General features: G+C 43.7%; 11 protein-coding genes. 10 read left to right on the top strand and 1 reads right to left on the bottom strand.

Annotated features, from left to right (window positions below):
- Window positions 1-193 precede the first annotated feature (193 nt).
- The 9 genes from deoC (at window position 194) to ACDE64_RS17475 (ending at window position 10720) form a co-directional block, all read left to right on the top strand.
- On the top strand, window positions 194-859 hold the full coding sequence (gene deoC / locus ACDE64_RS17515) for a deoxyribose-phosphate aldolase (protein ID WP_411347691.1): 666 nt from the start codon (window positions 194-196) through the stop codon (window positions 857-859).
- Window positions 860-952: 93 nt separating this feature from the next.
- Window positions 953-1360, top strand: coding sequence for a cytidine deaminase (locus ACDE64_RS17510; RefSeq protein ID WP_411346832.1), 408 nt, complete (start codon window positions 953-955; stop codon window positions 1358-1360).
- Window positions 1361-1552: 192 nt separating this feature from the next.
- Window positions 1553-2746: a NupC/NupG family nucleoside CNT transporter gene (locus tag ACDE64_RS17505; protein WP_411343383.1), complete on the top strand. Its 1194-nt coding sequence runs from the start codon at window positions 1553-1555 to the stop codon at window positions 2744-2746.
- A 130-nt stretch (window positions 2747-2876) separates the two neighbouring features.
- Window positions 2877-4061 carry a phosphopentomutase gene (gene deoB / locus ACDE64_RS17500; protein WP_411350328.1) on the top strand — a complete coding sequence of 395 codons (1185 nt, stop codon included), beginning with the start codon at window positions 2877-2879 and terminating at the stop codon, window positions 4059-4061.
- Between the two features lie 93 nt (window positions 4062-4154).
- Window positions 4155-4862 (top strand): purine-nucleoside phosphorylase, encoded by a 708-nt coding sequence (gene deoD, locus ACDE64_RS17495; RefSeq protein ID WP_411343382.1) that lies wholly within the window; start codon window positions 4155-4157, stop codon window positions 4860-4862.
- A 237-nt stretch (window positions 4863-5099) separates the two neighbouring features.
- Entirely contained in the window at window positions 5100-6401 is a 1302-nt protein-coding gene (locus tag ACDE64_RS17490; protein WP_411343381.1) for a pyrimidine-nucleoside phosphorylase, read from the top strand.
- Between the two features lie 622 nt (window positions 6402-7023).
- Window positions 7024-7194: a Spo0E family sporulation regulatory protein-aspartic acid phosphatase gene (locus tag ACDE64_RS17485; RefSeq protein WP_411343380.1), complete on the top strand. Its 171-nt coding sequence runs from the start codon at window positions 7024-7026 to the stop codon at window positions 7192-7194.
- A 518-nt stretch (window positions 7195-7712) separates the two neighbouring features.
- A complete protein-coding gene (locus tag ACDE64_RS17480; protein ID WP_411347690.1) occupies window positions 7713-9134 on the top strand; it encodes a helix-turn-helix domain-containing protein in 1422 nt (473 codons plus the stop codon).
- A gap of 302 nt (window positions 9135-9436) precedes the next feature.
- Window positions 9437-10720 (top strand): DNA-binding protein, encoded by a 1284-nt coding sequence (locus tag ACDE64_RS17475; RefSeq protein ID WP_411347689.1) that lies wholly within the window; start codon window positions 9437-9439, stop codon window positions 10718-10720.
- Between the two features lie 187 nt (window positions 10721-10907).
- Here the strand turns inward: ACDE64_RS17475 and ACDE64_RS17470 are convergent, their stop codons facing one another.
- On the bottom strand, window positions 10908-12377 hold the full coding sequence (locus ACDE64_RS17470) for an RICIN domain-containing protein (RefSeq protein WP_411350327.1): 1470 nt from the start codon (window positions 12375-12377) through the stop codon (window positions 10908-10910).
- 593 nt (window positions 12378-12970) lie between these two features.
- On the opposite strand from ACDE64_RS17470, the gene ACDE64_RS17465 reads away from it, so the two are divergent.
- Window positions 12971-14002 (top strand): FIST signal transduction protein, encoded by a 1032-nt coding sequence (locus ACDE64_RS17465; RefSeq protein ID WP_411347688.1) that lies wholly within the window; start codon window positions 12971-12973, stop codon window positions 14000-14002.
- Window positions 14003-14008 lie beyond the last annotated feature (6 nt).

The raw sequence follows: 14008 nt of genomic DNA, 5'->3' as shown, positions 1-14008 counted from the left end.
TTTCCTGTATGCACCTCACTGAACATAATTTCAAAAACAGTTTTACATTTGTTCAAACGGGTGCTATGATGATTCTACAGGCAGTCATACCCTGACTCATAGTGTTACGTTCGACCGATTGTTTGGACAATATACACGACCAGGGGAATAACACAAAGTGTGGCATGATTGAATATCAAAGGAGCGATAATAGATGAATGTGGCAAAACTGATCGATCATACGCTGTTGAAAGCGGATGCGACGCAGGCAGAAGTTGCCAAGCTGGTTGCCGAAGCGAAGAAATACCAGTTTGCATCGGTATGCGTAAACCCAACATGGGTGTCTTTCTGTGCAGAACAACTGCAAGGTACAGGCGTGGATGTATGTACAGTAATTGGTTTCCCTCTGGGAGCGAATACGCCGGAAGTGAAAGCTTTTGAAGCAGCTAACGCGATTGCTAACGGTGCAACGGAAGTCGATATGGTCATCAATATCGGCGTGCTCAAAGATGGCAACAACGAGCTGGTTGAACGCGATATCCGTGCAGTTGTAGACGCAGCCAAAGGCAAAGCGCTGGTTAAAGTAATCATCGAAACGTCTCTGTTAACCGACGAGGAGAAAGTACGCGCTTCCGAATTGTCTGTCAAAGCAGGTACTGATTTTGTGAAAACATCTACTGGTTTCTCCACTGGCGGCGCAACACCGGAAGACGTAGCTCTGATGCGCAAAACGGTTGGCCCTAACATCGGCGTCAAAGCTTCTGGCGGCGTACGCAGTGAAGAAGATCTGAATGCCATGGTAGCCGCAGGTGCAACGCGTATTGGCGCAAGCTCCGGCGTGAAAATCATGGAAGGCGGCCAGTCCACTTCTTCCTATTAATGCAACTTTACAATATCCGGTCTGTGTAATGCAGACCGGAGCACTGCTCGGACAGTGAAAGTAACAACAGGAACGAATCTACCCGGAAAGGCCGTGGAATGTATGAAAGAACAACTGATTCAAGCGGCAATTGAAGCGCGCAACCATGCGTATGTACCGTATTCTCATTTCCAAGTAGGTGCTGCCCTATTGTCCGAAGATGGCAAAGTGTACGGCGGAGCCAACATTGAGAACGCGTCCTACGGACTGACCAATTGTGCGGAACGTACTGCTATTTTCAAAGCAGCTTCTGAAGGTGTACGCAAGATTCAAGCGATTGCGATTGTAGCGGACACGGATGGACCGGTTTCACCATGTGGCGCATGTCGTCAGGTAATTGCTGAATTCAGCGATGAGAATACACGCATTTATTTAACGAATCTGCATGGCGATGTGAGCGAGTGGAGTATCGGGGAGATTTTGCCGGGATATTTCCAAGCGAAGGATATGGATAAAGGCTGAGACGGTGCCAAGCACCGTTTTTAAAAAGCTGGATGTCATAACCATTGTTTTTCAATCGATATTGTAAGCGCTTTATGAATGAGAGAGAAAGTTTTCATGATTATTTTTACTGTTGCTTGAACGGGAAAAGGGTTGCCATGATGCAACCGATGACCGGCAGAAGCGACAACATAGAACAGGAGCTAATTACGCATGAAGTATATTATCGCTATTATCGGTATTCTGGTTGTCTTCGGTCTGGCTTATATCGCTAGTAATGACCGCAAAAATATCCGTTACCGTCCACTGATTACAATGGTAGTTTTGCAGATTGTTTTGACATTTGTGCTGCTATATACTACCGCTGGCGCAACACTGATTGGCGGATTCTCGGCTATATTTGAGCATTTGCTCGGCTATGCAGCTGAAGGAACAAACTTTGTCTTTGGTAATTTTGTATTTAAAGAAGTAAATGGTCAAATCCAAACTCCGTTCTTTTTCAATGTTCTGATGCCAATCGTATTTATCTCGGCACTGATTGGTATTCTGCAATATTTTAAAATCTTGCCATTCGTTATTCGCTATATTGGTCTTGTATTGAGCAAGATTAATGGCATGGGCAAGCTGGAATCGTACAATGCGGTTGCATCCGCGATTCTCGGTCAGTCCGAAGTATTCATTTCCGTCAAAAAACAAATTGGTCTGTTGCCGAAGCACCGTTTGTACACATTGTGTGCATCCGCGATGTCTACCGTTTCTATGTCCATTGTTGGCTCATATATGTCCATGCTACAACCACGTTATGTTGTTACAGCACTAGTACTTAATCTGTTCGGTGGTTTCATTATCGCTTCCATCATCAATCCGTACCGTGTAACAGCGGAAGAGGATATACTGGAAGTACAGGAAGAAGAGAAACAAACCTTCTTCGAAATGCTGGGCGAATACATCATGGACGGCTTCAAAGTTGCGATCGTTGTTGCTGCCATGCTGATTGGTTTTGTCGCATTGATCGCTATGATTAATGGTCTGTTCGATCTGATCTTCGGCATCACATTCCAAGAAATACTCGGTTACATCTTTGCACCACTAGCATTTGTAATGGGTGTGCCGTGGGCAGACGCAGTTACTGCGGGTAGTCTGATGGCAACCAAGCTGGTTTCTAATGAGTTTGTAGCTATGTTGCAACTGGGCGATCACAAAGAACTGAGCGCACGCGCTATCGGTATCGTATCCGTCTTCCTCGTATCGTTTGCCAATTTCTCATCCATCGGTATTATCTCCGGTGCGGTCAAAGGTCTGCATGAGAAAAAAGGGAACGAAGTTGCGAAGTTTGGTCTGAAGCTGCTGTACGGTGCAACATTGGTCAGCGTATTGTCCGCAACGATTGCTGGTTTGTTCCTGTAATACAATCGGCACAGTCGGCAAAAGGGCAATAGAGAAAGCTGTTATTTTCAAGCACCCCCGATCTGTTGTAAAATAGGTTTTTGCACTGTTTGCAGAAATCACGCTGTTCATAACGGAAAGGAGCACAATTATCATGACACCATTCAAACGCGTACATTTGATCGTTATGGACTCTGTCGGCATCGGTGAAGCACCAGATGCAGCAGAGTTCGGCGATGTGAACGTTGATACATTCGGGCATATTGCCCGCGAGAACGGCGGTCTGAACATGCCGAATATGGCAAAACTCGGACTGTCCAATATTCGCGAAATTCAAGGTATACCGGTAGCGGATCAACCGCTTGGGTATTATACCAAAATGCAGGAGGCTTCCCGCGGCAAGGACACGATGACTGGTCACTGGGAGATCATGGGTCTGTATATCGATACCCCGTTCCGCGTATTCCCAGACGGATTCCCGGATGAGCTGATTCAGCGCATTGAGGAGAAAACAGGACGCAAAGTTATCGGAAACAAACCGGCAAGCGGCACCGAGATCATTGATGAGTTAGGTGAGGAGCATGTGAATACCGGCGCACTGATCATCTACACATCCGCCGATTCTGTGTTGCAGATCGCTGCTCATGAAGAGATCGTGCCACTCAAGGAATTGTACGAAATCTGTGAATTCTGTCGCGAGATCACACTGGATGATCCCTACATGCTGGGGCGCATCATTGCACGTCCATTCGTTGGCGAACCGGGCAAATTCACCCGTACATCCAATCGTCACGACTACGCCTTGAAGCCGTTCGGTCCCACAACGATGAACGCGCTGCAAGATGCAGGTCTGGACGTAATCGCAATCGGGAAAATCGCTGACATTTACGATGGCGAAGGTGTAACGGAATCGATTCGTACCAAGTCCAATATGGACGGTATGGATCAACTGGTGAAGGTAGCGGGCAAGCCATTCCACGGACTGAGCTTCCTGAATCTGGTCGACTTTGACGCACTGTTCGGACACCGCCGCGATCCGAAAGGATATGCGGATGCGCTGGAAGAGTACGATGCACGTCTGCCAGAAGTATTCGATAACATGGACGAAAATGATCTGCTGCTCATTACAGCGGATCACGGGAATGATCCTACCTACATCGGAACCGATCATACCCGCGAATATGTGCCGCTGATCGCTTACTCCAAACGCTTCAAAGATGGCGGCAAAGAATTGCCACTACGTACTACCTTTGCCGATATCGCTGCAACGGTAGCTGAGAACTTTGATGTGAAGAAGCCAGAGTACGGTACAAGCTTCCTGTCTGACCTGAAATAATATAGCAAATGACATGTTTGCTTATAAAATCATATTGAATATGTAGATGCCCTGTTCATTCAGGGCATCCATTACTTTTGGAGGTTATACACAATGAGCGTTCATATTGGAGCCAAACCCGGCGATATCGCCGAAACGATCCTGCTGCCCGGCGATCCGCTGCGTGCCAAGTACATCGCCGATACGTATCTGGAAGATGTAACCTGTTATAACGAAGTGCGCGGTATGCTCGGCTTTACCGGTACGTACAAAGGGCAACGCATTTCCGTACAAGGAACTGGTATGGGCCTGCCATCGATCAGTATCTACGTGAACGAGCTGATCAGCGAGTACGGCGTCAAAAACCTGATCCGTGTCGGTACATGTGGCGGTATGCAGGAGCATGTGCATGTACGTGATGTCATTTTGGCACAAGCAGCAAGTACCGATTCCAGCATGAACAATCACATTTTCGGCAATTACACGTTCGCACCAGTTGCCAGCTTCCCACTGCTAAAAGCTGCTTATGATCGTGGTGTGGAAAAAGGTCTGAACCTGCATGTCGGCAACATTTTTAGCTCTGATTCGTTCTATCGCGATGACAAAACGATTACTGGTCGTCTGATGGAATACGGCGTACTGGGTGTAGAGATGGAAACTAGTGCACTGTACACACTTGCTGCCAAATTCGGTGTGAACGCACTGACAATTCTGACTGTTAGTGATCACCTGCTAACTGGTGAAGAAACGACATCCGAAGAGCGTCAAACGACTTTCAACGAGATGATGGAAGTCGCACTGGACGCAGCAATCTCGCTGTAATCTGTAGATTGATACAGGATGCGCTTCATTGGATATAGATACCTATCTGGGTAGTTATGCAGTGACAAGCATCTTATAGAACAGCATAACGACAGACGATACAATTCGCATTCGTACTCTGCCAACAGAATCAATCTGGCAAAGTGCAGAGACAGTGTCGCATCGTCTGTCGAATGCTTTTCTTTCGATGATTCTGATGTTAGGTTTGTGTTAATTTTAAAATAGGAGATGATCTGTATGAGAATGGTAGACCTGATTGAGAAAAAACGTGATGGCAAAGAACTGAGCACCGAAGAAATCAACTTTATTATTCAAGGATACACCGAAGGCGATATTCCAGATTATCAAGTGAGCGCATTTGCAATGGCGACCTTCTTCAAAGATATGACCGACCGGGAACGTGCTGATCTGACAATGGCAATGGTCAACTCCGGCGAAACAATTGATCTGTCCGCAATCGAAGGCGTCAAAGTCGACAAGCACTCCACTGGCGGTGTAGGCGATACGACGACACTTGTACTCGCTCCGCTTGTAGCAGCTTTGGATATTCCAGTTGCCAAAATGTCCGGTCGTGGTCTGGGTCATACAGGCGGCACCGTGGACAAGCTGGAATCCGTGGAAGGCTTCCACGTTGAAATTACCAAAGACGAGTTCATCAAGCTGGTAAACGAAAACAAAATCGCTGTTATCGGTCAAAGCGGCAACCTGACTCCAGCCGACAAAAAGCTGTATGCGCTGCGTGACGTAACCGCAACCGTAAACTCCATTCCGCTGATCGCCAGCTCCATCATGAGCAAAAAGATCGCTGCCGGCGCAGATGCCATCGTACTGGACGTAAAAACCGGTGCAGGCGCATTTATGAAAACACCAGAAGCAGCCAAAGAACTGGCACATGCTATGGTAAGCATCGGTAACAATGTCGGTCGTAAAACGATGGCAGTTATCTCCGATATGAGCCAACCTCTTGGTCTGGCAATCGGTAACTCGCTGGAGATTCAAGAAGCAATCGACACACTCAAAGGTCAAGGTCCCAAAGATCTGGAAGAACTGTGTTACGAACTGGGTAGCCAGATGGTATATCTGGCGGGCAAAGCAGATTCACTGGAAGATGCCAAAGTAAAACTGCAAGAAGTAATTGAGAACGGTAAAGCGCTGGAGAAATTCAAACTGTTCCTGTCTAGTCAAGGCGGCGATGCTTCAGTTGTCGATCATCCAGAACGCTTGCCACAAGCACAATTCCATATCGAACTGCCAGCCAAACAAGACGGCGTTGTAGCTGAACTTGTCGCTGACGAGATCGGTACCGCAGCGATGCTGCTAGGCGCAGGTCGCGCAACCAAAGAATCCGAGATCGATCTGGCAGTAGGTCTGATGCTGAACAAAAAAGTTGGCGATACCGTCAAAGCTGGTGAATCGCTCGTAACGATCCATGCTAACCGCGAAAATGTAGACGATGTAAAAGCGAAACTGTATGACAGCATCCGCATCGCCGATCATGCCGATGCACCAACACTCGTATACGGCACAGTAACTGAGTAATTGCGCTAATTCTTTTCTCTGTCTGCATCGGAGATAATCAAGGTTGGTATACAACCAGTTTAGCTGTGATAGCGAGATATGAGATAGAGTGAAAATTGAGGATACAAATGAACTATGAAAACCGTTATTGCTCATTGAGTAATAGCGGTTTTTGTGTATAGATCGTTCTTTTTTTAGATAGGCATCTCTTTGTTGGATATAAGTATTTCTGTTCAATGAGTAACGTATTTCACTTGCAAACTCTACTTTTGCACCCCTCCAAAAAGCTAATTTCTTATCTATAGCTCATATGTAATTTCAAATATATCAGTCTGCAAAAAATGACAATTCCTAAGTACATATGCCTTATTTATAGCAATACGCGTGATGCGGTTGCGTAAATACGAATGGTTCGATTGAATCAAATTCAATTTAACGAAATGAAAATTCAGTCAGCTACTACATCTCCAACACTTAACACCGATATAACTAATATTGCCAGTATTTTAAATATATGAATGATACGATGAGCTGTATAAATTTTATGTGTGATTCATCAAATGGCAATTCAAGATAAATATAAACCAGCGCTATGATAATAAAAAAGAAATAATTTACAATTAAGGAAGGGATGAAAGTGGATATGATCGGATGTCTGCAGCGAATCGAGCAGGAACGTCAAGAACTGCATAATCTGGTGGAGCAATTCGGATTCTCGGACCACCGTGTACTGCTGAAATCGCAGCAACTGGATCAAACACTGAATGAGTACAATCAGCAATGGATTAGTTATAAAGCGATTCAGCAGCAATAGTCTGAGGTAACAAAACATAATAAATAGGCGATGATAGGAAGCTTTGACGTATACGAAGAGAAGCTGTACAAGCCGGGCAAAAGCGTAAACAATGAAGGCATTTCGACATTGACCGTCGGACCGGACGGAGTAGAATATAGCATGCAAGGGACAGCATGTTGCCTTACATTGGGAATGAGCATTAAAGACAACATGATTTAAACTGGAAGAAATCCTTAGAAATGCACCGATTTATGGTAAATCATGAAGACGTTTGCATACAAAAGATATAAGCGGATCTACAAAGTTACAGAATCTTTATAACAAAGTGACATTACTTTTCTTTGAATGATTCTCAAAAATAGTGTTATATTAATTAAGTATGGAACATGTTAGCCATCTACAGGATGGTTTTATTATCGTTGAGGAAAATAGAATGTGTACAATCTACATATGCAATGCAGTACGTTCCCGCTTCGTTGCACAATACCAAGACAACCGGTCCAAGTGTATCCGGCTAAGTTAGGAGAGATTACGTCATGCCCAAAGCCCTCAACATTCGTTCCATTGTGGAACAGGAAATTCAGAGCAAAGGATATAACCTGAGCCAGTTCAGCCAGATTTCCGGTATGAACCGTGGCACCCTGAGCCTGATCCTGAACGGCAATCCATCCAAAATGCCGTCCATCCCGCAAATGGACAAAATGGCAGAAGCGCTCGGTTACGAGCAGGGCTGGCTGTATGAACTGTATCTGAAAGAATGCTTTGACCGGGAAGTCCCGCATTGGAGAAGGCTCAAAAATTTTCTGTACCGTTGCTTACAATTGGGCAAAGATCACATGATTCAGCAGGTACTGGACCGCGTGCTGGAAGATTCCAACCAGACCGGTGCTATTTTTGACGCGGCGGAAGAGTGGTATGAAGAAGGCTATCGTGAACAGCTGCTGCCACTGTACCAGTGTGTCATTATTCATGAGCGTTATCGTCATGCGGAACGGCTTGCTGTGAGTCACTATCGTATTTTCCGATTGAACCAGAGCGAGAACTTTGAGAACAATCTGCGCGCTGCCATCGCCTTTGAACCATATCGGAATGAACTGCCGATTGGGTTCAGATTAGATGGTTTGTTGAAGTTGGCGAATATTTATTTTAACCAACATATGTGGGAGAAGGTAGAGTTTTTCGCAGATGAATTGCGCGAGCTAGCAACGATGGCTTATGAGAATCGTGTGCATATGCGTGAAAATAGAGATGGAGAACGAGGATTACAAACTGAGCGCCATCTGGTTGTTTATTACGGGCAGAGTTTTGTTATGAGAAGTGTATCTTTGGAAGAACAGAAAAAATATGAAGAAGCAATAACAATTATATCGAATTACCAAGATTTAAGCTGGTTTGAAGGGCTTGATAATACCGGACTTAAAGAAGTGGAAAAATTTAATTGTTTTGCTGAAGCGAATATATTAAATTTGCATGTTCTCATGGGGCATCAAAATATGTTAATGGATTACGTTGAATTTTTACAAAACAATTCAATGGAAATATTGCCAGGGCTTTTGAGTATTGTTGAAGCTGCTAATATATATGGATTTGATGTAAGTAATATATTGGAGAAATTCACTAAAGATATTTGGGAAATTGATACTGAAAATAGTTTGAATACTCGATACTATGACTATATATTTAGCATTGATCGTTATATCGAATTACACAAAAAACTTGCTGTTTATTTCTTTAAGAAGCATGATTATAATGAAGCTATTGAAAGTTTATTAACAAGCTTGCAGTTGAGCATGAAGGTTAATAGCAAAAATAATTTCATGGTATGTGCTGCTCTGTTTGAAGTTAATAAAGAGCATGCTTTAAAAAGTCAGCTTGAGATGTATCATTCATTCATGAAGGAGGTGCTAAGTATTGAAAAAATTGATCTTGATCCTATCTTTAATTTCAGTGATCAATAGCACTTTTCTTATTTCAAGTTCTTCTGTCATATCTGAAACTAAAACAGGTTATAGATTGACGGCTTTTGGACATGGACCAGGGGGGTAATATTTTAACAAGCTGAAATTTAGTAATTTAAAATAGATGAAAGATTCTGTATTTAATGAATCTTTCATCTATTTTTGTATTCGTTATTATTGCTTTTGGAAAGACGCGTAAAACATAGTTTATATAGAGAGGAGTAACGAAGATAAAATATTTTCATACAATAATTGAGCAAGAATTCAAAGAGAAACAACTTAACTTAAACAAACTCAGCCAAATGACCGGAATTAACAGAGGTACTCTAAGTTCTATTTTTAATCATTACAAGCCCAAACTGCCCTCCGTCATACAACTAGATAAAATTACAAAAGCTCTAGGTTATGAAGAAGGCTATTTCTATGATAGCTACATAGAAGAATATTTTGCAGAATTCACCCCACATTGGAGAAAACTAAAGCCATTGTTGAAAAGATGTGTGGAGCTTGAATTCATTTCTAAAATCGAGCGAATTTTAGACCATTTGATGGAGCAAAGTAATCAAACGACTTTTGTTTTCGAATTAGCTGAATCATGGATTTTCGATAAGTCTCCTTCTGCGCTAATTCCATTTTATGAGTATGTAATTAAAAATGAAAAGTACCGGCATAACGAGAATCTGGCTATTAGTCGATATCGAATTTTTCAACTACAGTTAAAATATACCGACTTTGATAGTAATATTAGAGCAGCTATACAGTTTGAAAACTATCGAGATGAGCTACCTGTAGATTATAAGTTGGATGCTTTGCTTGAACTAATCAATATATATTTTAATCATCATGATTATGAAAAAATTGGGAAATATGCAGATGAATTAAACGAACTCGTCTTAGAAGTTTACAATCAGCGACTTCATATGAAAATGAAAAAAGATGGCTCGCCAGTTTTAAATTTACAAAGACATTTAGTTGTTTACTATGGACAGAGTTATTTAAGTAGAGGCACTTCTTTAGAAGAGATGGGCAATTATAAGCAAGCTCTTGAATTTCCACCCAAATACGCTGATTTGAGTTGGTTTGAGGGATTGGACGATATAGGGCGACTTGAAGTTGAAAAATTTAAAACATTTGCTTATGCTAACGATTTGACTCTTCGTGTATTAATGGGTCAAACTGATAAAATTCCTGAATATATCCAGTTTTTAAAGCTGAATCCGGGTGAAATATTAAATGGTTTTATTACATTGTTTAAGGTGGAAGATGGTCATAATATTCCAATTCAAAGTATTTTTGATGAGTTTTTAGACATTATTATAAAATTCGAGAATGATGAGGCTATTGAAGGAAATTATTACAATCGCTCTGCAGTACTGGGTAAGCTGGAAACACTCTATCGTCATCTTGCCATATATCATTTTAAGCAAGAGAGATATGCTGAGGGAGTTCGATATCTTTCTAAATGTTTGACGCTTGCAAATCAGATCAATAAAAAAAGCGAATTCAACGAATATCCCGAACTGATGAATATCCTAAAAGAATGGTCGTTGCTCATGGAACGCAATCACAAAAACGATCCTGGCTGATTACATCCAAAAATTCTCCCATGCAAATAACTACACTCACTACATCCGTTCAGACATAACCACTCCAATAAACAAAAAACCAAAGCCCCTGCTAAGTTCTCATAGCAAGTAGGCTTTGGTTTTTTCATTTAGATTGAACTTGGTTGCTTATTCAATACCACCCAAGTGCTTGCTTCGTTTCTCCCTTTCAATTCACCTTCACAATCTGAAAATGCTGATTCGTGCCGCCATTATCCGTCCACTGAATCGCTTTTGCTCCATCCGCAGTGGATTGATCCGAAATATCAATCAGCTTACCAGTCGCACGGTTTTTGAGTTTGTAATACCCGCCACCGACGCTTACGAGTTGCCATTGTTGACTTGTCCAACCACCATCTGTCCATTGTTCAATAACAGCGCCGTCAGCAGTGTTGCCACTCTCTACTCCGATGAGTTTGCCTGTAGTGCGGTTGATGATTTTATAATATCCGCCGCCTGCGTCGGTGATTTGCCATTGTTGGCTAGCAGCTCCACCGCTGGCGCGTTGTTCGAGGTCGGTGCCGTTGGCGGTTGCGTCGCCAATTACGCCGAGTAATTTGTTGCTTTTGCGGCTGATGATCTGATAAGAGGCGCTAGCATCCCAGCTGTCAGTAATGTTATTGCCGGTAATGGTACCAGTCGCGGTATCCACGGTAATACTGCCGTACCAGTTCATTGCCAGACTGGTAGCGCTTGGGAAGCTCAGCGGCAGCCAGACGTATTTGGAATCCTGAACGGGACCGCTCCACGCGCCTGCCCAGCGATCGCCCATATACAGATACGATGTCGTTTGCGATCCTTCTACCGGTACGACGTATGCAGATTGCGAGCCGTAGGTCGTGCTATCGGCGAAGTTGCTCAAGCCGCTCCATGTACCGGTAATGCTACTAGCGGTTGCGTATTTTGCCTGATTCGGATTCCAGCCCGTTGCGCCGGAGGTGATCAGGAAGTAGACGCCGTCTTTTTTGAACATAGCAGGGGCTTCGCGGTATTGCCCTGTCCACAATGTGGTGACAAGTGAATCGACGCCCAAGAAATCAGGTGTTAATTTGTAAATATTCAGGTCGGCATTAACGCGTGTAGCAGAGATCAGGTAGGCGGTGCCGTTGTCGTTATATACGGTCATATCGCGGGAATCGTAGCCAAGTGGACGGAAGCTACCTTGATACGCATAGTTACCGTCTACGGTATCGGATGTGGCAACAGCGACACGAGCTTCGCCATAATCCGAGCCGTTTTCTTTGTGCATCCATAGTACGTATTTTTTGGTGGAGCTGTTATAGATGACTTTTGGACGTTCGATATTGGATACATTCAGTTCGGAAGCGGAGCTGCTAGTCAGCACATTGTTGCGGAACTCCCAATTTTTCAGATCGGCGGAGCGATAGACGGATACGGCTTTGAATGTGCCGTTCGTATTGCGGTTCTCGCCGAACCAGTAGTAGTAGCCACTGACTTTGATCATGCCGCCGCCGTGGGCATGCACGATATTGCCACTTGTATCTTTGAATTGAATGCCGTTCGTAATAGTCACGGGTGCTGCGGACACCTCCTGTGCCGGAATCAGTAGACTGCCCAGCGTTTGCAGCAACAGAGTCAGGGCAAGCAGGGTGCTGAAACGGCGAAGCTTTTGCGTCATCGTACGGTTTGCGGTTAACAATTTCACTGTACATCCACCTCTGGCTTTTTATTTGAAAGCGATTACATAATGCTCCGGCAAAATGGTCTGTTCTTCGATAGTCACGGCTCAGGAAACGAGAAGACGTTGGATGGAAATAAGTAGCTGCGTGTCTTCCACATGCGTAGCATACAAAGCCGGTGCAATCGAAACTATGAACTATGTAGGTTGCCGATTATGTAATGCTCTCTTGCATCTTATTTTAACAGGCTTCCAAAATACGGCATATCAGACAATATTGCAGTGCATATAAGAATAGCGAGAGTCAGCAGATTTATTTGTATCCGAGCTATATTTTGCGAAGGTCGATGATTGTTAGATTAAGAGAATGAGTGGGAATAAAAGTATAAATGTAATATTTTGGCGGAAAATAGCGGAACAATGCGCATTATACCTAAAGTTTGTCGTGTAGAAAACCGATGATTAAATCACATATCTTTTTGTATTCCTCTAACTTAGTTACTTCAAATGTTATGCAGTCAAAGTATCAAGCATGGAATGCCTATCGTTGCACGGGCATGACCACATTCACATTACAACAAGGGGAGAAACCCATGCAGTCATTATATTTTACGAGTACGATTCAAGCGAAAGAATATATACAGGCGAATCCAGCTACCGGTATTGTACTGTTTGCCGGTGTGGAGAAGGTTAAGGAACTGAGTGCGGTTGCTACTGCTCATACTGTACTCTGCTCCACGGCAGGTGAGTATACGTCGGAAGGATTCCGCGAAGGCGTCATCAGCGGATTCGCGTATCCGACTTCCTTGGCACAGGCGATTGAGATTCAATCACCAGCGATTTTGAGCATTCATGAGTTGCAGGCGGGTTACAACAAAGTCCGTCACAATCCCAATGCGTTTATGTTTATTTTGTACGATGGTCTATCAGCGCAAGAGGAAGGTGTCATGACGACGCTATTCTTTATTAAAGATGATTTTAAGGTGATTGGTGGTAGTTCAGGCGACTATGTGAAGTTTCAGGAAACGGCAATTTATATGGGGGGCAAGCGCGTACACGGGGTTGCGATGTATTTTGACTATCCAAAGCGTACGCAGCTAGTCAAAGAGAATCTATATTTCTCCACTAAGCAGCGTTTGCTTGTCACAGATGCCGATCCGCTCAAGCGTATCGTATATAGCTTCAACAATCGTCCGGCGACCGAAGCCTATGCTGAAGCGCTTGGTATCCCGGAGAGCCAGCTGGAGCAAGCATTTATGAATTATCCGCTTGGCAAGGTGATCAAGCAGGATACGTATATCACTTCACCGATGAAGGTGAATCCAGATCGCTCGATTACCTTTTATGCGCAAGTGGCACCGAATACGTTTATGGATGTACTGCAACCGTCGGATATTCAGGAATGTTTTCAGGATACGTTGAATCGGTTAGCGTTCGCACCGAACTTTATTTTTTCGCTGCATTGTATTTTGCGCAGTCTGAAATTCAAAAGCGAGAATACATGGAAAAGTCTGGACGATAAGCTGCTGAGTGTGTGCAAAAATCAGGCGGGCTTTATCAGCTATGGCGAACAGATTCATAATAAACATTTCAATCAGACGATGGTGCTGTTGGCATTTGAATAGGAGGAA

Source organism: Paenibacillus sp. WLX2291 (assembly GCF_046603665.1).
GTDB lineage: Bacteria > Bacillota > Bacilli > Paenibacillales > Paenibacillaceae > Saccharibacillus.
Note: the sequence above shows the minus strand (reverse complement) of the source record. Positions and strands in the feature narration are given on the sequence as shown.

Excerpts from the sequence above, each read along its gene's own strand:
- ACDE64_RS17475 (WP_411347689.1), top strand. The coding sequence starts at position 9,437 with ATGACCGGAATTAACAGAGGTACTCTAAGTTCTATTTTTAATCATTAC.
- ACDE64_RS17505 (WP_411343383.1), top strand. The coding sequence starts at position 1,553 with ATGAAGTATATTATCGCTATTATCGGTATTCTGGTTGTCTTCGGTCTG.
- ACDE64_RS17485 (WP_411343380.1), top strand. The coding sequence starts at position 7,024 with ATGATCGGATGTCTGCAGCGAATCGAGCAGGAACGTCAAGAACTGCAT.
- ACDE64_RS17490 (WP_411343381.1), top strand. The coding sequence starts at position 5,100 with ATGAGAATGGTAGACCTGATTGAGAAAAAACGTGATGGCAAAGAACTG.
- ACDE64_RS17470 (WP_411350327.1), bottom strand. The coding sequence starts at position 12,377 with ATGACGCAAAAGCTTCGCCGTTTCAGCACCCTGCTTGCCCTGACTCTG.
- ACDE64_RS17465 (WP_411347688.1), top strand. The coding sequence starts at position 12,971 with ATGCAGTCATTATATTTTACGAGTACGATTCAAGCGAAAGAATATATA.
- deoD (WP_411343382.1), top strand. The coding sequence starts at position 4,155 with ATGAGCGTTCATATTGGAGCCAAACCCGGCGATATCGCCGAAACGATC.
- ACDE64_RS17480 (WP_411347690.1), top strand. The coding sequence starts at position 7,713 with ATGCCCAAAGCCCTCAACATTCGTTCCATTGTGGAACAGGAAATTCAG.
- deoC (WP_411347691.1), top strand. The coding sequence starts at position 194 with ATGAATGTGGCAAAACTGATCGATCATACGCTGTTGAAAGCGGATGCG.